18 protein-coding genes are annotated in these 20,403 nt (G+C 69.1%); 9 read left to right on the top strand and 9 right to left on the bottom strand.

Annotation, left to right across the window (positions count from 1 at the left end):
• Positions 1 to 137: 137 nt before the first annotated feature.
• Entirely contained in the window at positions 138 to 1,052 is a 915-nt protein-coding gene (locus tag ACFXI3_RS04445) for a hypothetical protein (RefSeq protein WP_378398011.1), read from the bottom strand.
• A gap of 184 nt (positions 1,053 to 1,236) precedes the next feature.
• Between ACFXI3_RS04445 and ACFXI3_RS04440 the strand changes: the two genes are divergently transcribed.
• A complete protein-coding gene (locus ACFXI3_RS04440) occupies positions 1,237 to 1,980 on the top strand; it encodes a S1 family peptidase (RefSeq protein ID WP_378398009.1) in 744 nt (247 codons plus the stop codon).
• 62 nt (positions 1,981 to 2,042) lie between these two features.
• Here ACFXI3_RS04440 and ACFXI3_RS04435 read toward each other — a convergent pair whose 3' ends face one another.
• Positions 2,043 to 2,639, bottom strand: a complete 597-nt coding sequence (locus ACFXI3_RS04435; protein WP_378398007.1) for a bifunctional DNA primase/polymerase — start codon at positions 2,637 to 2,639, stop codon at positions 2,043 to 2,045.
• Positions 2,640 to 3,104: 465 nt separating this feature from the next.
• Here ACFXI3_RS04435 and ACFXI3_RS04430 point away from each other — a divergent pair, with 465 nt between their 5' ends.
• Together ACFXI3_RS04430 and ACFXI3_RS04425 are read left to right on the top strand one after the other, a co-directional pair.
• Positions 3,105 to 4,199: a serine hydrolase domain-containing protein gene (locus ACFXI3_RS04430; RefSeq protein ID WP_378398005.1), complete on the top strand. Its 1,095-nt coding sequence runs from the start codon at positions 3,105 to 3,107 to the stop codon at positions 4,197 to 4,199.
• Between the two features lie 44 nt (positions 4,200 to 4,243).
• Positions 4,244 to 5,029 (top strand): MerR family transcriptional regulator, encoded by a 786-nt coding sequence (locus ACFXI3_RS04425; RefSeq protein ID WP_378398003.1) that lies wholly within the window; start codon positions 4,244 to 4,246, stop codon positions 5,027 to 5,029.
• A 490-nt stretch (positions 5,030 to 5,519) separates the two neighbouring features.
• Here ACFXI3_RS04425 and ACFXI3_RS04420 read toward each other — a convergent pair whose 3' ends face one another.
• Positions 5,520 to 5,948, bottom strand: a complete 429-nt coding sequence (locus tag ACFXI3_RS04420) for a hypothetical protein (protein ID WP_378398001.1) — start codon at positions 5,946 to 5,948, stop codon at positions 5,520 to 5,522.
• 334 nt (positions 5,949 to 6,282) lie between these two features.
• Between ACFXI3_RS04420 and ACFXI3_RS04415 the strand changes: the two genes are divergently transcribed.
• The 4 genes from ACFXI3_RS04415 (at position 6,283) to ACFXI3_RS04400 (ending at position 12,025) form a co-directional block, all read left to right on the top strand.
• Positions 6,283 to 7,269: an aldo/keto reductase gene (locus ACFXI3_RS04415; protein ID WP_378397999.1), complete on the top strand. Its 987-nt coding sequence runs from the start codon at positions 6,283 to 6,285 to the stop codon at positions 7,267 to 7,269.
• Between the two features lie 692 nt (positions 7,270 to 7,961).
• Positions 7,962 to 10,547 (top strand): Pls/PosA family non-ribosomal peptide synthetase, encoded by a 2,586-nt coding sequence (locus ACFXI3_RS04410; RefSeq protein ID WP_378397997.1) that lies wholly within the window; start codon positions 7,962 to 7,964, stop codon positions 10,545 to 10,547.
• Positions 10,548 to 10,815: 268 nt separating this feature from the next.
• A complete protein-coding gene (locus ACFXI3_RS04405) occupies positions 10,816 to 11,385 on the top strand; it encodes a D-alanyl-D-alanine carboxypeptidase family protein (RefSeq protein WP_378398082.1) in 570 nt (189 codons plus the stop codon).
• A gap of 4 nt (positions 11,386 to 11,389) precedes the next feature.
• Positions 11,390 to 12,025: a TetR/AcrR family transcriptional regulator gene (locus tag ACFXI3_RS04400; protein WP_378397995.1), complete on the top strand. Its 636-nt coding sequence runs from the start codon at positions 11,390 to 11,392 to the stop codon at positions 12,023 to 12,025.
• A gap of 42 nt (positions 12,026 to 12,067) precedes the next feature.
• Here ACFXI3_RS04400 and ACFXI3_RS04395 read toward each other — a convergent pair whose 3' ends face one another.
• Both ACFXI3_RS04395 and ACFXI3_RS04390 read right to left on the bottom strand, forming a co-directional pair.
• Positions 12,068 to 13,381, bottom strand: coding sequence for an amidase family protein (locus ACFXI3_RS04395; RefSeq protein ID WP_378397993.1), 1,314 nt, complete (start codon positions 13,379 to 13,381; stop codon positions 12,068 to 12,070).
• A gap of 68 nt (positions 13,382 to 13,449) precedes the next feature.
• A complete protein-coding gene (locus ACFXI3_RS04390) occupies positions 13,450 to 14,040 on the bottom strand; it encodes a LuxR C-terminal-related transcriptional regulator (RefSeq protein ID WP_378397991.1) in 591 nt (196 codons plus the stop codon).
• Positions 14,041 to 14,416: 376 nt separating this feature from the next.
• Here ACFXI3_RS04390 and ACFXI3_RS04385 point away from each other — a divergent pair, with 376 nt between their 5' ends.
• Together ACFXI3_RS04385 and ACFXI3_RS04380 are read left to right on the top strand one after the other, a co-directional pair.
• Positions 14,417 to 15,097: a response regulator transcription factor gene (locus tag ACFXI3_RS04385; RefSeq protein ID WP_378397989.1), complete on the top strand. Its 681-nt coding sequence runs from the start codon at positions 14,417 to 14,419 to the stop codon at positions 15,095 to 15,097.
• A gap of 5 nt (positions 15,098 to 15,102) precedes the next feature.
• On the top strand, positions 15,103 to 16,407 hold the full coding sequence (locus ACFXI3_RS04380) for a sensor histidine kinase (protein ID WP_378398080.1): 1,305 nt from the start codon (positions 15,103 to 15,105) through the stop codon (positions 16,405 to 16,407).
• Here the strand turns inward: ACFXI3_RS04380 and ACFXI3_RS04375 are convergent.
• The 4 genes from ACFXI3_RS04375 to ACFXI3_RS04360 all read right to left on the bottom strand — a co-directional run bounded on the left by ACFXI3_RS04375 (position 16,396) and on the right by ACFXI3_RS04360 (position 20,267).
• A complete protein-coding gene (locus tag ACFXI3_RS04375; protein ID WP_378397987.1) occupies positions 16,396 to 17,619 on the bottom strand; it encodes a DUF1501 domain-containing protein in 1,224 nt (407 codons plus the stop codon). The genes ACFXI3_RS04380 and ACFXI3_RS04375 overlap by 12 nt on opposite strands.
• 6 nt (positions 17,620 to 17,625) lie before the next feature.
• On the bottom strand, positions 17,626 to 18,924 hold the full coding sequence (locus ACFXI3_RS04370) for a DUF1800 family protein (protein ID WP_378397985.1): 1,299 nt from the start codon (positions 18,922 to 18,924) through the stop codon (positions 17,626 to 17,628).
• Positions 18,925 to 19,365: 441 nt separating this feature from the next.
• The gene (locus ACFXI3_RS04365; RefSeq protein WP_378397983.1) at positions 19,366 to 19,572 is read right to left on the bottom strand and encodes a hypothetical protein; all 207 of its coding nucleotides are present in this window, start codon (positions 19,570 to 19,572) and stop codon (positions 19,366 to 19,368) included.
• Positions 19,563 to 20,267: a LysR family transcriptional regulator gene (locus ACFXI3_RS04360; RefSeq protein WP_378397981.1), complete on the bottom strand. Its 705-nt coding sequence runs from the start codon at positions 20,265 to 20,267 to the stop codon at positions 19,563 to 19,565. Before ACFXI3_RS04360 ends, ACFXI3_RS04365 begins: the two co-directional genes overlap by 10 nt.
• Positions 20,268 to 20,403: the final 136 nt, after the last annotated feature.

The raw sequence follows: 20,403 nt of genomic DNA, 5'->3' as shown, positions 1-20,403 counted from the left end.
AGCGATGCCCCGCCAGTCAGCGGAAATCGGACTCTCAGTAGCCGCCCGCACGCGAAGCGCTCCGCTCCGCACGGAAGACGTCCGTCCACGAAGGACTCAACAAGGGTGTCCTCAGTGGAATCCGGACGCCCGGCGGCTCACCACCGCCATCGCATCCCGTGAATCCCGGACCCCTGCCCGGTCCGGATGACGTGCACCGGCACGCCGGACCGCACCCGCGCCTCCGCGGTCTCCAGCTCCGGCCCGGCAGGCGAATCCTGCCGGTACGAAACGCATTCCACGGGCAACGCCGCCGGATCGAAATGCACTTCCAGCAGGTGTTCCGCGATCGGCAGCCGGAACCGCCGGTCGTAGCGCGAGTCGGGTTCCTCGTCCCGGAACGCGAACCGGTACTCCACGATCGCCGTCTCGCCCGGCGCCAGCGGATGGTCCAGCACCAGCTCTGTCACCGAGAACGCCTGCTCCGGCGTCGTCTGCACGATCCCCGGACGGCAATACCGCGCAGACACCAGCTCCGGCGACTGTCCGGGTGTGAATCCCCGCAGCGCCACAATGCGCACGAAAGCCGGTTCGTCCAGCGCCCGCAGCACTTCTCGCACGTGCAGACTGCGCATCCGGCCTTTGGCGTCGACGTGCAGCGTTTCGTGCACGCTAACCGATTCCGGGGAAGAATCCTCGAACGAATTCAGCACCATCGGAAGCAGGCTGCGGTTCTCCCACAGCCGATCCCACCGCGCCGCGCGCGGGGCCGGGCCACCGGTGCGCGGCCGGTCGAGCAGCGCGCGCAGCGTGCCCGGCGGCACGTCCAGCACCGGTTCCAGCAAGGCCAACGCCCGCAACGATTCCGGCCGCTCCGGACGGCTACGACCGGTGCGCCACGAGCTGAGCGTGGTCGTGCTGACCGGAACGCCGGACGCCGCGAGCCGCTCGCGCAGCCGCGCCAGGCCGAGGCCGCTGCGCTCGATCGCCAGCGAGAGGGCGCGTTCGAACGGGCCTTCGGCCAGTGCCTGGGCCAGCTGCTCCCGCACCGGAGCCGAGGCGAACAACCGCATTTCGCCCCTCCTGGAAAAAACGGACTGAGACGGATTGTCGGCACTGTTTCACCGATTGGCAACCCGTCGAAAGTCGCGTTGCCGCCGCTTGCCCGCGACGGGCGTTTCGGCGGATTCCGCCGCGGCGCCGCGCTGCTTACGTTCGGAAGCGTCCCCATCGGAAACGCCTTCCCCAAGGAGCGACATGCGCGCACTCACCCGGGCCCTCGCCGTGCTGACCGGTTCCTGCGCGGTGCTCGGCGCGTTCGCCGTGACCCCCGCGTCCGCGAGCCCCGCCGCGCCCGAGGCCCAGCCGTCGATCATCGGCGGCAGCACCGCGCAGAACCCCGGCTACATCACGCGGTTCAACGGCCACGCCAACGGGTACACGTTCTTCTGCACCAGCACGCTTATCGGCAGCCGCTGGGTGCTCACCGCGAAGCACTGCATGTACGACAACAACGGCCAGCGCCTCACGGACATCGACCTCTACGTCGGTTCCAACAGCGCCAGCGGCGGCGTGCACGCCAAAGCCTCGTCCACGTACGTCTACTCCGGCGGCGACCTGGCGCTGATCAAACTGGACACCGACGGCGGCAGCACCTTCGCCCGCCTGGCCAGCAGCTCCAACGACGCGCAAGAGGGCGACAGCGCCACCGTGTACGGCTGGGGCGCGACGCAGAGCAGCGACGAGGGCCACCACCAGTCGAGCGTGCTGAAGCAGGCCGTCGTCACGATCTCGAACACCCAGGACAGCGACAACGCCGGCGGACCCGCGATCACGGCGAGCACCCCGAACGGTGCCGTGGCCGGCGGAGACTCGGGCGGACCGATGGTGGACGACGGCGTGCAGGTCGGCGTGTGCTCGACGAGCGACCGCTCCAGCGTGACGACCTACGGCAGCGTGGCCGCGGGCCGGGACTGGATTCAGCAGGTCTCCGGGGTCTGATCGGCACGGCCCGGGCCGGAGGGATTGGTGCGTATCCCCTCCGGCTCGGGCCGTCGCGTTTCTCACCCGGATTCGCCGGAGAGGTCGCCAAGCTTGCCCAGAATCCCGGCACCGTCGCCTAGCGCGTCGCGATCCGCCGGCGAAATGCGCCACCACACGACCCCCGAGACGACCCTGCTCGGCGGAAGGACAACCAGGTCCCCCGGCGCGAGGACCTCAACCCCGGGGGCCAGTTCGCAGTCCACCCGGAGGCCGGGCTCGACGAAGAAGTACGCCCCGTGCGGCGACAACGCCACCGGACCGAGCGGCAAGCCGCCTTCGAAGGCGGCCAGCGTCCGCCAGCCGAGGTGGGCGGTAGTGCGCAGGACGTCGAAATGCCGCCCGACCGGCGCGAGAATCGCCTGCCGATGCACCGACCACCACTCCGAAATCACGCGGCGGTCGACGGTCGCACCGGACGGCGACACCGCCGTCTCCCGGCCGCCGAGCAGCTCGAGAGTGACCGGATCCCAGCTGGTCAGCCCGTCGCACACCGGCCCAGGCAGCACCGGCCAGCCCCGCGCGGCGTACTGCTCGGCCGCCGTGCGCAACGAACGCAACGCGGCCCCGTGGTCCCCAGCCAAACAGCGCGAACGGCTGCCGCGCGCAACGAGGGTCATCGTGAGAATCCCTTCCGAGAGAGCACGCCCCGGCCGCGCAGTTCACGGTGGACTGCGCGGGACGAGCAGGAATCGGCTGCCGGAGTGCCACCGACCACCATGGAACCGCGACGCGTCCCAGACCAGCCGGAAAACCGGCAGTAAACCGGGAGCTGCCGGGCGTCGCCAAACTGGACTCGGCCAGGTCAGCCCGCAGCCGCACCGAGGGCAGTTTCTGTCGGCACGAAGACATCCCCCTGACGCCGCGCAGCGGGATCTTGTTGCCCCGCCAAGATCGAAGACCTGGGCGGGCACCTCTGTCCGGGGTGTCCGGTTGAGATAACGCTCCGCTTCCACCCGGCCGCACGCAAGCCTGACCAAGGCATGAGCCAGGTCACAGTTGAGGTTGACCTCGGGTCAAGGTGGAGGCTCGTCGCAGCGGCACGAAGCCGACCGGGCAGTACCGACCCGCAGGAGCGAATCACCATGACGATCCCCACCGCCCTCGACCGTCCGAAGTTGCGGCAGACGATCGAGGAAATCGTCGATTCCGGCTTCGTCGGGGTGTCGCTGCTGGTACAGGACGACCGAGGCGAATGGACCGCAAGCGCCGGGGCGGCAGAGCTGGGCGGGAGCGCGAAACCGGCGACGGACGGGCACGTCCGGATCGGGAGCAACACCAAGACCTTCACCGCGACGCTGGTGCTGCAACTGGTGGCCGAGGGCCGGGTCGCACTGGACGCCCCGGCGACCGGCTACCTTCCCGAGTTCGGCCTGGACGAACGGATCACCGTCCGGATGTTGTTGCAGCACACCAGCGGGCTGTTCAACTTCACCGGCGAGGTGAACGAGGACGGGACATTCGCGCTGGGGATTCCCATGCCCTACGGCCCCCAGGGCGAGGCGTGGCTGAACCGCCGGTTCACGACGTACCGGCCGGAGGAACTGGTCGAACTGGCGCTGACCAGCCCGGCGCGGTTCGAGCCGGGGACGGGCTGGAGCTACTCCAACACCAACTACGTGCTGGCCAGGCTGCTGGTCGAGAAGGTCACCGGCCGTTCGGCGGCCGAGGAGACGAGGCTGCGGATCGCGGAGCCGCTCGGGTTGTCCGGCACCCTGGTGCCCGGCGACGCGGAGATCCCCGAGCCGCACGCGCACGCCTACTACCGCCTCGAGAACGCCGGTGCGCGGAAGACGGTCGACATCACCCGGCAGGACCCTTCCTGGGTGTCCGCCGGCGGCGACATGATCTCGACGGTCCACGACCTGGCCACGTTCCTTTCCGCCCTGCTGGGCGGCAAACTCCTGCCAGCCGATCTGGTGGCCGAGATGTGCGCCCCTTACCCGACAGGCATCCCGAACATGGATTACGGCCTGGGAGTGTTCGTGCTGACCACCGAAGACGGCGGCACGGTCATCTCCCACAACGGGGCGCAAGGCGGCCACGCGGCGCTGATGTACAGCAATCCGGACGGAAGCAAGACCCTGACCGCCGCCCTGAACTGCGTGGACGACGCCAGCATGTCCGTCGCGGCAGCGTTCCAGAGCGCCCAGCAAAGGCTTCTGCGCGAAGTGTTCTGAGGGGAGCCGGGCCATGCCGCGCGAGCACCAGGCAGGCTGAGCAGATGAAGAACGGGGTCACCATCGGGCAGGCGGCGGCATTCGTCGGCGTCACGGTGAAAACGGTGCGGCACTACCACAAACTCGGTCTGGTCGCGGAGCCCGAACGCGACAGCTCCGGGTACCGGCGGTACGGATCGGCCGAGTTGCTGCGGCTGGTCCAGGCCCGGACCCTGGCGTCGGCCGGAGTGCCGCTGGCCGAGATCGGAACCCTGCTCGACGCCGACGCCGCCACGCTCGCCACCGCCCTAGCCGACGTCGAACGGCAACTCACCGAACGGATCGCGGAGCTGACCGAGCGACGCACCTTGCTGAGCCGCCTCGCCGACGGCGACCGAGCACTGCTGTCCGACCGCGCCGCGGCGCTGCTGGAGCGGATGCGCGGCCTAGGCTTCCCCGCCCCCGAGGTAGCGGCGACGAGGGAGGGCTGGGTGCTGGCCAAAGCCCTTGCGCCCGAAGGCTTCGACGACTATCTCGCCGATCTCGAACACGCCCTGGACGACCCGCGCTACGTCGCCTTGATCAAGCGTGGTGCCGAAGCCTCGACCTGGGAACCGGACGACCCTCGGGTCGAAGAACTCGCCACCGCGATGGCCGAGCACTTTCTCGCCAACCCGGCCCACCTGAAGATCGTGACCGGTCTGCAGGCCCGCACCGAAGCCGCGACCCGATACCACCTGATCGCCCACCACGGCGAAGAACAGGGCTCGGCCGCGGCGAAGGCTCTGGCGCTTGTCGAGGGCAAGCTCCGATCCGCCGGCGTCCGCATTCCGCGGCCGGGTATCCGCTGACTGCCTCGCGGCTGACTCCGCGCGCATAGTTGGAGAGTTTTGGGAGAGTATGGGCTGTCGCGCGCGAGCACGTAAAGAGCCCATGCCTTGGACCAGCGCTTTTGCGTCCTGGCTTGGACTCGTACCAAGAAACCTCCGGTTAACCGGAACCTATCCGGCCGGTCGTCACCTGATGTCTCGTCGTGTCGCGCCAAAGCTGGACTGGAGTCGCTCGGCGTGGGCGACACCGGCTGACCTCGCGTCCATAGTTGGACAGTTATTGGACACCTGAGCTTGTCGTTGGCGCGCACGAAAACTCCCAGGCGCTTGGCCTGGGCTTTTGCTCCCCCGCCTGGACTCGAACCAAGAAACCTCCGGGTAACTACTTTCTACGTTTCGAGTCGATGTCCGTCGTTCGAGCCCGTCCGGCGCTGCGGAAAGGTGCGTCGCCACTGCGAGGCCTGCGTTCGAACTGGGGACAGCCTCACGACCGCCCCCAGCTCGAATCTGGTCAGTTTTCCGGGGTGACCGCTACGACTTTGATAGTCCACGGGCAGTACTGCTTCACTTTCCATTCGCTCGCGTTGCTGACTTCGTGCGGTTGACCGTCGCACGCTTCGGCGGTGCTGTCGGCCCACTGGAAGGTGGCGGGGTCGATGTGCCAGTCATAGCCGGTGTTGACGCCGGAGGAACCCCGGACGATGTCGCCGATCGGAATTCCCGGATGCGTGGCCTGGCCGTTCATAAGTCTGACCGCCTGGTCCACGTCGGCCTGCTTGAGCAGTTCTACCCGGTAAATGTCGCCGCTGGAGAAAACCTGGATCGTGGCGATGTGGGCGCCGGTTTGCTGGGCGGGCCCGGCCGCGAGCGCGGGCCCGGTTCCCAGCAGCAGTGCGCTCGTGGCCGCGGTACCGGCCAAAATCGCTGTGAGCGTACGCATGTGCGGATCCTCCCTGTCGTCCCTCTGGGCGTGGTTGCCGCCCGTTTCCGACGGTAGCGGCGGCCTTCCGGAGAGGAATCAGGTTTTCGTGCACTTTCGTTGCATATTCGTCCCGACAAATGACTCCATCACTTTCACAGCTATTCGCAAGTTCAGTCAAGGAACAATTCTGCGCGGACAGATTGTCTGCCCGCCGGGCAAAGGGGGCACCGGCAGTACCTGTATCGGCCGGGCCTCCCCGTTGCCCGCACAGCGACCTAATCTGCGGTAACCGGCCCCGGCTGAACAGCGGGAGCACTAGGCCGGATGACGCTTACCGAAGGAGCACTCTCCAGTGCAGAAACGCAAACTTGGACAGCATCTCGAAGTTTCCGCCCTGGGACTCGGGTGCATGGGCATGAGCTTCTTCTACGGTTCGACCCCGGACCCAGCCGAGATGACCCGGCTGCTGCGGGCCGCCGCCGACCTCGGTGTCACTTTCTTCGACACCGCCGAAGTCTATGGCCCTTTCACCAATGAAGAACTGGTCGGCGAGGCGCTGGCACCGGTCCGCGACCAGGTGGTGATCGCGACCAAATTCGGGCTCAAGCACGGAGAGCACGGCCCGACCCCGGCCTCGGGGCTCGACAGCAGGCCCGAGCAGATCCGCCGGGTGGCCGAGGCCTCGCTCCGGCGGCTGCGAACGGATCGCATCGACCTGTTTTACCAGCACCGCGTCGATCCCGACGTGCCCATCGAAGAGGTAGCGGGCACGGTCAAGCAGCTGATCGCCGAAGGCAAGGTCAAGCACTTCGGTTTGTCGGAGGCCGGCGCGACGACGATCAGCCGCGCCCACGCCGTGCAGCCGGTGACGGCGCTGCAAAGCGAATACTCGCTCTGGACGCGAGAGCACGAAGCCGAGATCATCCCGACCCTGGAGAAGCTGGGCATCGGCCTGGTGCCCTACAGCCCGCTCGGAAAGGGCTATCTGACCGGCACCATCGCTCCCACCACCTCGCTGGCCGACAACGACCTCCGCCGCATGCTGCCTCGCTTCGCTCCCGAAGCACGGCAGGCCAATCAAACCCTGATCGACTTGCTGCGGCAGATCGCCGGCGACAAGGGAGCCACGCCGGCCCAGATCGCTCTCGCCTGGGTGCTGGCGCAGAAGCCGTGGTTCGTGCCGATCCCCGGCACTACCAAACTGCATCGCCTGGAGGAGAATCTGGGAGCGCTCGACGTCGAATTGACGCCCAGTGACCTGCAACGAATCGAGGCGGCCGCGGCCAATATCCAGGGTGAGCGCGTCCCGGAGGGATTTAAGTCCCTGTTCGGCCGCTAAGCCCGCCTATTTTCGGCACCGGTCCGGACGGTGGTCGTTGCCCGCCGGACGGACCGGAGCCTCCGGGGGCGGAACCGGCCAGCATCGTCTGTTGCCGCATTCCGGGGCGCGCACCGCAGCGGTATCGCGGACGGACCGCAGGATTTCCAGGGCTTTTCGTCGCTCCAGTCGTGGAGAACCCAGCCCTGCAGGTCGGTCCGCGGCAAGGCGATCCGGACGATTCCGCTGCTGGACTTCGCCGAACCCGCCGTCGCCGACCGGTGCCGCGAGGTGCTGCTCCGACTCGCCCGCGAGGACGACGACTGAGACGTCCGCAACGCCGCGATCAGCTTGCTCCTCCGGCGACTCCGACCGGTCCGCGCCGCCGGATCCCCCGAAAGGGAATATTCGCATTACCATTCGCCCCAGTTTCACAAGCCATCGAGAATTCTTATCCGACAGAGCCCCGGCGAACGCGACGAAACAATATCGACCAGTACCCATCTTGCGATAACCGCATTGATTACACCACCGGACAACGTTTCCAGCACCAATTACCCGCAGCCACGAAAAACATAATCCAAAGCGGTCTGGACCTCCATTAACCGCATTGAGTCTTTTGTCATACACCTTGCACATCAAACAGGTTGCGAAAGAGTCAAACTCCGCCATTGAGCGGTTACGCCGAAATCGCGTCGTGCGATCGTCGCGGCATGGATCTCACCGAATCCCCGGTCGTCCGCCCCTGCCCTCCGGACGAAACGGGGCGGGCGTTCGCCGACGTGATGGCAGAGTTGACCGGACGGCAGCAGGTTCCGGTCGACAGCAACTTTTTCTCCGATCTCGGAGCCAATTCGCTCATGATGGCGCAGTTCTGCGCCCGGGTGCGCAAGCGGCCGGAACTGCCGTCGGTGTCTATGAAAGACGTGTACCGCACCCCCACCGCCGCCGGGCTGGCCGCGACCGCAACTGTCGCCAAGTCCGCTGAATCCGCGGCCCCCGGTCTCGCCGCGGAACAGCCCCCGGCGAAACCGGCCGGACCGCGGCGAAGAGCGAGCCCGCTGGAATACCTAGGCTGCGGAGTGCTGCAAGCGCTGCTCTTCGCAGCCTATTCGTTGCTGGCCGCGGAAATCCTCGGCATCGGCACGGACTGGCTCATCGCCGGTTCCGGAGTGCTGAGCTATTACCTGCGTTCGGTCGCCTTCGGCGCCGCCGTGCTGTTCATCGGGAGCACGGTCCCGATCGCGCTCAAATGGGTTCTCGTCGGCCGGTGGACGCCGAGGGAGATCCGCGTGTGGAGCCTGGGCTATGTCCGCTTCTGGCTGGTCAAGACCCTCGTCCAGCGGAATCCGCTGCTCCCGTTCTTCTCCGGCTCGCCGCTCTACTCGCTGTACCTGCGGGCGCTCGGAGCCAAGGTCGGCCGCGGTGTGACGGCCTTGTCGGCTTTCGTGCCGGTGTGCACCGACCTGCTGTCCATCGGCGAAGGCACGGTGATCTGCAAGGACACCTACTTCACCACCTACCGCGCCGAAGGCGGGGTGCTCCGGACCGGCCGGGTCGACATCGGCGCGCACGCCTACCTCGGCGAGATGTCCGTGCTCGACATCGACACCCGGGTCGGCGACGGCGCGGAGCTCGGGCATGCCTCGGCATTGCACCCCGGGCAGACGGTCCCGGACGGGGAGAGCTGGCACGGTTCGCCCGCGGTCCCGGCGGACGTGCGGTACCGGCGGGTCGAGCCGAGGTCCTGCGGCAGCGTCCGCCGGGCCTGGTTCGCCGTGCGCCAGCTGTTGTTCGCGGTCCTCGTGGCGACCCCGCTGGCGCTCGGCGTGCTCTATCTGCTGCTGGTCGCCGCTCCGCAGCTCAACCCGCTCCTCGGACTGGGCTCGGCCGAACTCGACTTCACCGACGCGAAGTTCTACGGCAAGGCCCTTATCGTCTCCGCGATCCTGTTCGCCGGAGTCCGCCTGCTCAGCTTCGCACTCAGCGTCACCGTGCCCCGGCTGCTCAACCCGCTCCTCAAACCGGGCGAGACCTACCGCTTCTACGGCCCGCGCCACGCCGCGCACCGGGTGATCCGGCGGCTCTCCAACGCACGGTTCTTCAAGGACGTCTTCGGCGACAGCGCGGCCATCGTGCACTATCTCCGCAGCGTCGGCTGCAGGGTCTCCAAGGCCGAGCAGACCGGTTCCAATTTCGGGCAACAGGAGAAGTTCGAAAACCCGTTCCTCTTCGCGACCGGCGCGGGCACGATGGTCGCCGACGGGCTGTCGGTCCTCAACGCCGAGTACACCAGCACTTCCTTCCGACTGTCCCAGGTGCGCGTCGGAGCGAAAAGCTTCCTCGGCAACCACATCGCCTACCCGGCCGGAGCCAGGACCGGCGACAACTGCCTGCTGGCCACCAAGGTTCTGGTGCCCCTCGACGGCCCGCTCCGCTCGAACGTCGGGCTGCTCGGCTCGCCGAGCTTCGAAATCCCGCGCTCGGTCGACCGAGACAGCCAGCTAGGCCATCCGGGAACCCCGGCCGAATTCCGGCGCGGGCTGGCCGCGAAAACCCGGCACAACACGGTGTCCATGCTGATGTTCGTCCTGTACCAATGGCTGTTCACCTTCGGGCTGATCCTGCTGGCCTGGGCGTCGAAGATCTACTACGCCAAGCTCGGCGCTCCGCTGTTCGCGCTCGACGCGGTGGGCATGACCCTCTACAGCGTCGCGTACTTCGTCGCCGTGGAGCGGATCGCCGTCCTCGTCCGGCCGCTGCGCCCGATGTCGTGCTCGATCTACGACCGGCGTTTCTGGCGGCACGAACGGTTCTGGAAAGCGGCGTCCGCGACCGAGCACATCCAACTGCTCAACGGCACCCCGTTCAAGGCGCTGACGTGGCGGCTGCTGGGCGCCAAAGTCGGCCGCAGGCTGTTCGACGACGGCTGTTTCATCGCGGAAAAAACGCTGGTACGCATAGGAAACGACGTCACGCTCAACGCCGGTTCCGTCGTCCAGTGCCATTCGCAGGAGGACGGCGGTTTCAAGATGGACCGCATCGCCATCGGCAGCGATTGCTCCGTCGGAGTCAACGCCTTGGTGCACTACGGCGTGAGAATGGGCCAGGGCTCGTCACTCGCCGCGAATTCCTTCCTCATGAAGGGAGAGGAAGTCCCGGAGAACGCCCGCTGGGGCGGAAACCCGGCGCACGAGGTCGCGTCCGGGCTTGCTCGGCAGCATTCGCTCGCCGGGGACGGACGCGGGAAGAAAGGCGTCGACGTGAATCCAGGGCTTTCCCGGGGAACTGATCAGTAACCAGAGCACGAAAGAAGCCCCAGACCGCCGCGGTCTGGGGCTTTGCTCCCCGCTTGGCCGCTTGGTACACCGGCGATCCCGCGCGGCTCGTCGAGGTCTGCACCGGTCAACGCCGCCGCACGGCTACATCCCGGCTTCGGCCGTCGACGCACTCAAGTCGACGGCAAGACCCCTTGAGCAGTTGCTCAAATCTCGTCTATGCTCCGATTTGAGCAACTGCTCAAAAGCGGGGTCGGCGGTCGTGCGCACGACCGGAGTGGGGGTAGCGATGACCAGCGTCTGTCCCGATCGCGGCTGTGCACACCGCCGTGATCGTTGGTACAGGGCGATTACCCGGCTGCTGGCTGTAGCACTGCTGCCGGTGGCGTTCGTGGTCACGCCGCGCCGAGCTCGGCATACGGCCTGCCAATGGGCCCTGGCTGTGCGTTTTCCCGCCGAGGACCTCACTGGCCTGACGCCGGCGACCCGTGCGGCGTTCATCGCAGCGCGCACGCAGGCGTTATGGCGCGACGGCGAACTCATCGGGCTCACCTCGGGACACCGGGATGCCGGGGAACAGGAACGCTTGTTCGCCGCGGAAGTCCGCCGGAGCGGGTCGTCGACGGCGGCCCGGCTGCGGGCACTGCCGCCGGATGAGTCCCAGCACGTCGCAGGGACGGCCCTGGACGTGCGACCTGTCGAAGGTGCGTGTTGGCTGGAGCGGTACGGCGCACGCCATCACCTTTATCGGGTCTACGACAACGAGTGGTGGCATTTCGAGTACCGGCCCGCCGGCCCGCCGGAGCGGCTGCCGCACCCGGGTGCCGTCGGTCGCCGGCTGTCGGGGCCTCTACGGTGAAGCCGTGGCCGACACCCGACAACGCCTGATCGATGGCACGATCGAGACGATCCGCACGCACGGGCTCAACGGGACCACGGCGCGGAGCATCGCGGCCACCGCCGGGGTCAACCAGGCGCTGGTCTTCTACCACTTCGGCACCGTCCACGACCTGCTCCAGGCCGCGTGCCTCGCCGCGACGCAGGCCAGGGTCGCACCGTTCGCCGAACGCCTCGGCCAGGTCACCGACCTGCGGCAGCTTCTCGCGCTCGGCCGCGCCCTGCATGCCGACGAACGCGCCCAGGGCAACGTGACGGTGCTCGCCCAGATGCTCGCCGGCGCGCAGGCCGACCCCAAACTCGCCGAAGCCTCCGCAGCGGCCCTGCAACTGTGGATCGCCCCGATCGAGGATGCCCTGACCAGGTTGCTGGCCGACTCCCCGGTATCCGAGGTGATCGACACCGCGGGCCTCGCACGCGCAGTGAGCGCCGGGTTCGTCGGACTGGAGCTCTACGAAGGCGTCGACCCGGACGGGACCCAGGCAGCCCTGGACGCACTCGACCGGCTGGCCGTGCTCATCGAGGTGGTCGACGACCTCGGGCCGATCGCCCTGCGCGCGCTGCGCGGCAAACTCCGCAGAACGACCAAGAAAGTGCGGTAGCGCGCGATCACCTGTTTCTGCGGGATTCGCGCTCCAGCCCAATCAACCAGCCCGGTTGGCGGTGTTCGACAAAGTCTCCTCAATTCGTTCGGCGAGGAGCAGCACACGACGGTCGTCGAACCGCGCTCCTTGGACGGTCAGCCCGACCGGAAGACCCGCCGCGGGGGTGGCCAGCGGGAAGGTGACCATGGGAGCCCCAAACATCGCGCCTGGCGTCGTGTTTCGGGTATATAGCTCGAAAGCGTCGACGTGGCTTCCCAGATGCTCCACCGTCCCGGCACAGTCGACGGGCGGTGCCGGTGCGGGCGTGGCCGGAAATGCGAGCGCGTCGAGTGCGTGCTTGCGCAGCAGGTCCGCGTAGCGCGCTCTCGCTTGCTCGGTTTGCCGCTGGGCGATCGCGTACGCGTCGGGCGATACCGGGGACTCCAGCTCCGCTACCAGGATCTGCCGGACATCAGGACTGCGCACCTCCGCGGCCAGCCGGGCGAACGCCTGCTCCGCGTTCAGGCCAAGGGCGCGCCCGGCGACGTCGCCGAGCAGCCGGCGGGCTTCCCAGCAGACGATCGGCATCGCCGCCGCAGTGGTCAGCTCTCCCACCTCCGCGAGCTCCATCGGCACCAGCTCGACGATGTCCGCGAGCGCGTCCAAAGCCGAATCGACCGCCGCTTGCGTACTGGGGTGCAACTCGCGGAACAGTTCGGCGGGCATCCCGATCCGCGGGCGGTCCTGCCGCGGGTCCTGGCCGGTTGCTCCGCCGAGCATTGTCAGATCGATCTCGGCGAGGCGCCGCACCGATCGCGCGAAGACCCCGGGAGCGTCCCGCGTCCACGACAGGCCGACGATGCCCGCGGTCGGCCAGCGTCCGGTGCTGGGGCGGAATCCGGCGACCCCGCACAGACTGGCCGGAATCGAGATCGAGCCCCCGGTGTCCGTGCCCAGTGCGACCTCGGCATGGCCGCGCGCGACGACCGCGGCGCTGCCGCCCGAGGATCCCCCTGCCAGGTAGCCCGGACGGCCGGGCAAGCGCACCGCGCCGTAGCTCGCGTTGTGAGACGTGATCCCGAAGGCGAGTTCGTGCATGTTCGCCATGCCCACGACCACCGCGCCGGAGCGGCGCAGCAGCGCGACCACCGGGGCGTCGGCCTCCTCCGGTCCGATGTCCAGGAGCGCGCATCCCGCGGACCGGCGCAGTCCGCGCACCGCGATGTTCGCTTTCACCGCGAGCGGATACGGCTTCCCTCCCGCCTCGGGCAATTGCGCGGCGATCTCGTCGGCAGTGCAGGTTTGCGTCCACTCTCCCGGTTCCGATTGGTGCAGCGCTTCCAGGACAGGGGTACGGGCGACGCTCGGCGGCATCCGGAGCTCCTTTGCGGCGAATGAGGCTTATCCGGGAGTCTCGGCAGGTCGCGTCGCCTCCGCCATCGTCATTTCTGACGATGGCGGAGGTGATACGCCGCCAGGGCCGCGCGGTTGGGCGCGCCGGTCTTGGCGAACGCGTTGCTCAGGTGGGTCCGCAACGTAGGCGGCGCGATGCCGAGGGCCGCGACGATCTGCTTGTCGCTGTACCCGTCCGCGACCAGCTCGGCCACCTGGGCTTCGCGCCGGGACAGCGGCTTCTGCCCGGACGGGGCCTCCCGCGGCCAGGTCCGGGCGACCAGGTCCCCGAAAGACCGGAAGACCCGCGCGTCGGCCTCGGTGAACGCGCGGCCGCCGCGTCCCCGCCACAGCCGCAGGTCCACCGAACCGGGACCGGCTCCGGCCGGGAAGTAGTTCATACCGTGGTGCATGCCGCTGCGATGCAGGAAGTCCTGGACGAACTCGGCGGAGACACCGGCCGCCGGAGTGACCCGGGAAGCGCTTCCCCGCGCGAAAAGTTTCGGGGTCAGGTCGTCTACGTGCCGGAAATGCCGGTGGTAGGCGCGAAGCGCGTCGTCGCCGAGGTCGAGCTGGACCGGATCGGCGTAGGGCCCGGACGCATCGCAGACAAAGGAGGCGAAGACGTCCGCCTTCAGCATGCGGCGAAGGACATCGCCCAGCAGAAGCCGCTTCGTCCCCTGTGGAGAGTCCGAGAGGACGATGTCAATCGCTTCGCACGTCAGTGCGTACTCCTGGCCCATACTGCCTCGCTTCGGTGCGAAGTAGCGAGCGCGACGCCGGCTCAGCTCCGTCGGCTCCTTGCTGGCACGAGAGTGTACGGGGCCATCCCGCTGCAACGGTGCGGATACGAGGGGTGAGACCAGGGGCTGCCGATCATGGCGCGCAGTGTGCGGACTTCCTCACGAAGAATTGCTACGTATCATTCTTCTCGAGACGCTCTCCAATTACTTCCACTGAGATGCCCGCTTCGCTACGGCCGTCAGCGGTCCGCGTCGAGACGCCTAGACTTCGGCCATGGTCCAGGGCGAACCGCGCATCCTCGTCGTCGAGGACGCCGACGCGATCCGGCTTTCGGTGGAGGTCGCGTTGCGGGCGGCGGGATTCGCGGTGCGGGCGCTGCCCGACGGCGAACAACTCGAAGCGGAACTGGCCCGTTTCCGGCCCGATCTGGTGGTGCTCGACGTGCTGTTGCCCGGGCGCGACGGGTTCGCGCTGCTGCGGGTTGTCCGGCGGCACTGCGCGGCGGGGGTCGTGATGCTCACCGCGCGGGACGGCGTCGAGGACCGGCTGCGCGGGCTCGGCGAAGGCGCGGACGACTATCTGGTGAAGCCGTTCGTGCTGGCCGAACTGGTCGCGCGGGTTAACGCGGTGCTGCGGCGGACGGGTCGTGCGCGGCCGGCGGTCGAGGTCGGCGATCTCGTCGTGGACTTGGACGCCGGGCTCGCGCTGTGCGGCGGCGAGCAGATCGAACTGACGGCCACCGAGTGGAAGCTGCTGGCGTATCTGGCGGTGCATCGCGACCGCGTGGTCGGGAAGGCGCAGATCCTCAGCGCGGTGTGGGGTTACGACGAGTACAGCGCGAATCTCGTCGAGGTGAATGTCAGCACGCTGCGCCGGAAACTCGAAGCGCACGGGCCGCGGCTGCTGCACACGGTGCGCGGGCAAGGCTATGTGCTGCGCGGTGACCGTCCGTGAGCCGGATGAAGACGGGCTCGCTGTACCGCCGGGTCACGGTTTCCTCGCTGCTCGTGCTGGTCGCGGTCCTGGCGCTCGTCGGGTTCGTCGTGTTCGCGGTGTTCCGCGCTCAGGCCGAGCAGGACGTGAACCGGGTGCTGGCCGGGCGGGCTCAGCTCGCGCAGCAGCTCGCCCGGCAGAACGTGAGCCCGCGCAGCCTGTTGCGCCGGGTCGAAACGACCGGCGTGCACGGGCGGCTGGCGTTGCCGGACGGCACGGTCGTCGGGGAACCGGCGCCGCCGGCCGGATCGCGGCTGAAGCAGGTCAAGGCGACGTTGACCGGTCCGGCGCGGATCGACGGCGCGAAGCTGACGTTGATCGCGGACGATTCGATCGTCGCCGGAGCCGAGCAACGGCTCGGAAAGCTGCTGCTGATCACCGGGCTCGCCGCGATCGTCGCGACCGCGCTCCTGCTGCTCGTCGGCGTCCGGCTGGCGCTGACGCCGCTGGACGCGATGACCCGGCTCGCCCGCTCGATCGTGTCCGGCGGGCGGGGCGGCCGGTTGACGCCGACCCGGACGAACACCGAACTCGGCCGCGCGGCGGAGGCCTTCGACGCGGCACTCGACGCGCTGGAGGGCGCGGAGCAGGCCGCCCGGGCGTCCGAAGAACGGACCCGCCAGTTCGTCGCCGACGCCGCGCACGAGCTGCGGACGCCGATCGCCGGGGTCCAGGCCGCGGCGGAGGCGCTGGTGCAGGCGTCCGGCGACCCGGGGCACGCCGCGCAGCTCCAGCTGCTGCTGGCCCGCGAGGCGCGGCGCGCCGGAAAACTGGTGAGCGACCTGCTGGATCTGGCCCGGCTGGACGCCGGTGCCGAGATCGCCCGCGAGCCGGTCTCGCTGCTCGCGCTGGCCCGCGCACAAGCTGACCGGATCGCGTTGCTGGCCCCGGAAACCGTTGTCGAAGCGACCGGAATGGACACCGTCGTCCGCGGCGACGCCGACCGGCTCACCCAGATCCTGGCCAACGTCGCCGACAACGCGGTGCGCGCGATGCGCGGGCAAGGCAGCCTCACCCTGACCGTCACCGCGGACGGGTGCACGGTGACCGACACCGGGCCCGGCGTCCCCGAATCGGATCGGGAGCGGATCTTCGACCGGCTCGTCCGGCTCGACGACGCCCGCGACCGCGACTCCGGCGGATCCGGCCTCGGTCTGGCCATCGCGCGCGGCTTCGCGCGAGCCCACGGCGGCGACCTCCGGTGCGTCGAAGCTCCCGGCGGCGGCGCGCGGTTCATCCTGTCCGGATTGGAGCCGGTGCTAGGCGAGTAGGCCCTCCAGCCGGCCGGAATGGCCGGGCAGCACCCGGCCCGGGTCGGTGCCGAGCACCTGCTCCAGCATGGTCGCGTAGACGTCGCGGAAATCGGTGGTTTCCTTCAAATCCCCGTCGGCGAGGTCGGTCAGGCTCGGCTCGTCGCCGTGGAAGCCGCCGCGAACTCCGTTGCCGAGAACGAAAACCGGACCGGCGGTACCGTGGTCGGTGCCTTCGCTGGCGTTGGCGACGACCCGACGGCCGAACTCCGAGTACACGACCACGACGGCCTGCTTGCCGCGGTCGGTGCGGCCGAGCCGCTGCACGAACGGCGTCAGCGCGCCGTCCAGTTCGGTGAGCAGCCGCTGCTGGGTGCCGCGCTCGTCGGCGTGCGTGTCGAAACCGCCCAGCGACACCGAATACGCGCGCGTCGGCGCCCCGGCCTCGATCAGCCCGGCGACGACGTCGAGCTGCGCGGCCAGCGCGCCGTCCTTATGGCCGCCGGCGGCCTTGTGCGCGCCCTTGGCGGGGTGTGCCGCCGAGCCCAGGACCTGCTCGGCGCGATAGAGGTCCGCGATCGAACGCGCCGCCTTCGCCTGCCAGTAGCCCTCGCCGTTCTGCGCACTCCCGAGTGCTTGAAAAGCCTTGCCCAGCGCGCCTTTCGGCACTGTCAAGCCACCGACCGGCATGGACGCCGCCGCGGTCTGCGCCCCGGCCAGCATCGGCGGCAGCACCGGCTCGACCGACAGCGCGCGCAGCGGGTCGTCGCCGGACGCGTCGAGCCACCGGCCGAGCCAGCCGGTCGGCACCGGCGTGTCCGGCGAAGCGGTCTGCCAGATCGCCATCGAACGGAAGTGGCTGTGGTCCGGCTTCGGGTAGCCGACGCCGCGCACGATCGCCAGCTCCTTGGTGTCCCACAAGCCTTTCAGGCCCTTCAAGCCCGGGTTCAGACCCAGCCCGTCGCCGAGGTCGAGGACGTCCTCGGGCTGGTACGCCAGCTCCGGCCGGGCGTTCTGGTAGGCGCGGTCGCCGGCGGGCACGACGGTGTTGAGGCCGTCGTTGCCGCCGTACAACGTCACGACGACCAGGACGCCGTCCTTCGGGTCGAGCGGAGTCTGCTGGGCCGCGGACATCAGGTGCGTCCAGTCGACCTGGGTGGCACCTGCCGCGAGCGCTCCGGCGGCCGTCACGCCGCTGGCGAACAGGAACCGCCGACGAGTCAGTTTGTTCATGGTCTCCTACCCGCTCACCACGTACTCGGGCGCACACGCCGCGATCGCCGCCAGCTGCCGGGGATCGTTCACGACTCCGCTGAGACAGGCGCGGGTCCGGTCGGACCACCCGTCGACCCCCAGCAGTTCCCCGATTGCCGCCGGTTTGTCCTGCGCTTTCGCCACCGCGCCGAGATCGGCGTGCTGCGCGACGAGCTGCGCCAGATGCAGCCGGGCGAGCCCAGCCGACGTCGTCAGCCACGCACCGCCGGCCGCCCAGCCGCCCACGCTCGGCGGCTCGAACGGCACCTGCCCCATCCCCCGCAGCCCGGTCAGCAACTGGGCGCCGGTTTTGGCGTCGAGCGCGGACGGACGTACCCGGAGCGCGCGCAGCAGGCCGCCGAGCCATTCCACCGGCTGTTTGACCAGAGACGTCGCCGAGTCGTGGAACGCGTCCTCTTTGACCAGCGCGGTCAGCAGAGACCGGATGTCGCGGCCCGGTCCGTATGCCGCCACCAGCCGGGCCAGCGTGTCCGCTGTCGGCGGCGTCGCGGAGACGAGCCGGAACCAGAGCCGCCCGACCACGAACGGCGCCGAGGACGGCCGGGACAGCACGAGGTCGACGAACGAGCCGGCGTCGAAGTTCGCGGTCTGGCCGAGAACGGTCTTCGCCGTCGAGTCGTGGCGGCGCGCGGCCAGATGAGCGACCGGGTTCTCGCGGGTCGCGGTCCAGCCGGTGAGGGCACGCGCGGCTTCCCGGACATCGGTCTCGGTGTAGTTGCCGACGCCGAGGGCGAACAGCTCCATGAACTCGCGCGCGAGATTCTCGTTCGGCTTGCCGGCTTTGTTGCTGTTGCCGTCGAGCCACAGCAGCATCGCCGGGTCGACGATCATCGCGTGCGCGAGCTGGGTGAAGCTGCCCATGGCGAGCGTCCGCAGGGTCTGATTCTGCGCGAGCATCAGGCGCGGGCTGCGCACCTTTTGCTCGCTGGTCGCGAAATGCCCGTGCCAGAACCAGGTCAGCCGCTCGACCGCCGGACGGTCGGCCGCCGCGATCCGGTCCAGCCACCACAGCGCCGCCTGCGTGACCTGCCCCTGAAGTTGTTGCGCGGCTTGCTGTTTCGCCGTCTTGTCCGCTTTCGCGGGCCGCGGGGGCGGCGTTCCGACGTCCGGAAGCGGGGTCGCCTCCGCACCCGCGTCCGGTCCGGCGGCCAGCAACCGCGCCATGGTCGCGGACAACCCGGCGTCGAGATCGCCCGGCCGGGGCCCGAACCCCAGCCGATCGTGCAGCCGCCGCACCGCCGCGCGCTCGGAAATGACCGCCATGCCCCGATCTTCGGGACACCCGGGGCGAATGGCCAGCAGCCGGGGACTTCCTTAAGGGAACCCACAGCTCCAGCCGCTTCGACGCGAGACCGCCTGTCATGCGGCCGGGGCTCCCGTCCTGTCGACACGACACGGGTGTCTTCCTTCGCCTCCCGCAGTGAGCTCGCGGGAGGGAACTTCCGACGCTCCACCCGTACCTCCTCGTCGAGTGGCGCGAAATCTCGTCGCCAGAGTGGGCGCGGGTCAGCAGCAGCCGCTGTGGTGCCTGCCAAAGCCGAGGTTACGGCTGCGGAACCGCCGCCAGCGTCCGCAACCGCATCTCCTCGCGGTGACCACAGGTGACTACGCCGCAGCGACAACGCTGCTAGGTGGTCAGGCCAGCAGCTTGGCCAGCCCGGCGGGAAGCTGCTGGACACCTCCACCGGGCACGCCGGCACCGCCTCAGTAGCTCGCCTCGGTCAGCAGGGCCTGGGCGGACCGGCGAAACGCGGCCACCAGGTGTGCGCTTTCCCCGGCGCGGGTGGCGAGCACCACCTGACACGGCTCGACCCCGTGCAGCGGGATCGCGGTCAGGTCCGGCCGGGTGCCCTCGGCGCGCAACCCGGCGGGCAGGATGGCGACCACCTGCCCGGACGCGATCAGTTCCAATGCGTCCTCGAGGTGACCGACCAGCGCCCGTCGGGTGCCGGCGTGCCGTCGGGACGGGGGTCGACACGCCGGAACGCGTCCCACTCGGCAGCGGGCAACCTCGGCACCGGCTCCGTCGCGATGTCCTCGAGGGTGACTGATTCCCGGCCGGCCAGCCGGTGGAACCGGGCGACGAGCAGCACCCGGGGCTCGTGGTGCAGGACGGTGACCCGCAGTCCGTCGGTGGCGAACGGCAGCCGAGTCACGACCGCGTCCACGCGGTGGCCGAACAGGGCCGTCCGCACCTCCGCCAGCTCCAGGTGCAGTGTGTGCACCTCGGCCTCGGTGTGCTGGCGGCGCAGGTGCCGTACCGCCGGAGTAATGATCAGCCCGCGCGTATGGCCGACGGTGAGCCGGCTTGGCACTGCGGCCGCACGGGCGTCCGCCACAGCCCTTGCGGCGACCGACAGCAGTTGCCTGGCGTGGGGCAGGAACGCGGCCCCGGCGGGCGTCAGGCGGGTGCCCTGCCGGTCGCGGTCGAGCAGCCGGGCTCCGACACGCTGCTCAAAGGTCCGGATCTGGCGGCTCAGGGTCGGCTGGGTGATGTGCAGCAGTGCCGCGGCACGGGCGAAGTGCTGCTGCTCGGCGACCACCGTGAAGTAACGGACCAGCCGGAGTTCGAACTCGGCCGGCGGAACCGCGTTGGCTGTGCCCACAACACCGCAAGATAGCCCACTCGCGGCCCGTGATGCCTGGAACGCATCACGGGATGCGAAACAAGCCTTGGACGCGCCCCCTGGGCAGCGTGGAATGTGGGTACCGGCGAGGAGGACGCCATGCGACCGCGATAAC

The sequence above is a fragment of the Amycolatopsis sp. NPDC059235 genome (assembly GCF_042754125.1).
GTDB lineage: Bacteria > Actinomycetota > Actinomycetes > Mycobacteriales > Pseudonocardiaceae > Amycolatopsis > Amycolatopsis albidoflava.
This window is presented reverse-complemented; position numbering and strand designations above follow the sequence as displayed.

Bases quoted from the DNA above. Each gene is read 5' to 3' on its own strand.
- ACFXI3_RS04375 (WP_378397987.1), bottom strand. From the start codon at position 17,619: ATGAACAAACTGACTCGTCGGCGGTTCCTGTTCGCCAGCGGCGTGACG.
- ACFXI3_RS04420 (WP_378398001.1), bottom strand. From the start codon at position 5,948: ATGCGTACGCTCACAGCGATTTTGGCCGGTACCGCGGCCACGAGCGCA.
- ACFXI3_RS04405 (WP_378398082.1), top strand. From the start codon at position 10,816: ATGACCAGCGTCTGTCCCGATCGCGGCTGTGCACACCGCCGTGATCGT.
- ACFXI3_RS04385 (WP_378397989.1), top strand. From the start codon at position 14,417: ATGGTCCAGGGCGAACCGCGCATCCTCGTCGTCGAGGACGCCGACGCG.
- ACFXI3_RS04380 (WP_378398080.1), top strand. From the start codon at position 15,103: ATGAAGACGGGCTCGCTGTACCGCCGGGTCACGGTTTCCTCGCTGCTC.
- ACFXI3_RS04440 (WP_378398009.1), top strand. From the start codon at position 1,237: ATGCGCGCACTCACCCGGGCCCTCGCCGTGCTGACCGGTTCCTGCGCG.
- ACFXI3_RS04430 (WP_378398005.1), top strand. From the start codon at position 3,105: ATGACGATCCCCACCGCCCTCGACCGTCCGAAGTTGCGGCAGACGATC.
- ACFXI3_RS04445 (WP_378398011.1), bottom strand. From the start codon at position 1,052: ATGCGGTTGTTCGCCTCGGCTCCGGTGCGGGAGCAGCTGGCCCAGGCA.
- ACFXI3_RS04395 (WP_378397993.1), bottom strand. From the start codon at position 13,381: ATGCCGCCGAGCGTCGCCCGTACCCCTGTCCTGGAAGCGCTGCACCAA.
- ACFXI3_RS04435 (WP_378398007.1), bottom strand. From the start codon at position 2,639: ATGACCCTCGTTGCGCGCGGCAGCCGTTCGCGCTGTTTGGCTGGGGAC.
- ACFXI3_RS04410 (WP_378397997.1), top strand. From the start codon at position 7,962: ATGGATCTCACCGAATCCCCGGTCGTCCGCCCCTGCCCTCCGGACGAA.
- ACFXI3_RS04370 (WP_378397985.1), bottom strand. From the start codon at position 18,924: ATGGCGGTCATTTCCGAGCGCGCGGCGGTGCGGCGGCTGCACGATCGG.
- ACFXI3_RS04390 (WP_378397991.1), bottom strand. From the start codon at position 14,040: ATGCTGAAGGCGGACGTCTTCGCCTCCTTTGTCTGCGATGCGTCCGGG.
- ACFXI3_RS04425 (WP_378398003.1), top strand. From the start codon at position 4,244: ATGAAGAACGGGGTCACCATCGGGCAGGCGGCGGCATTCGTCGGCGTC.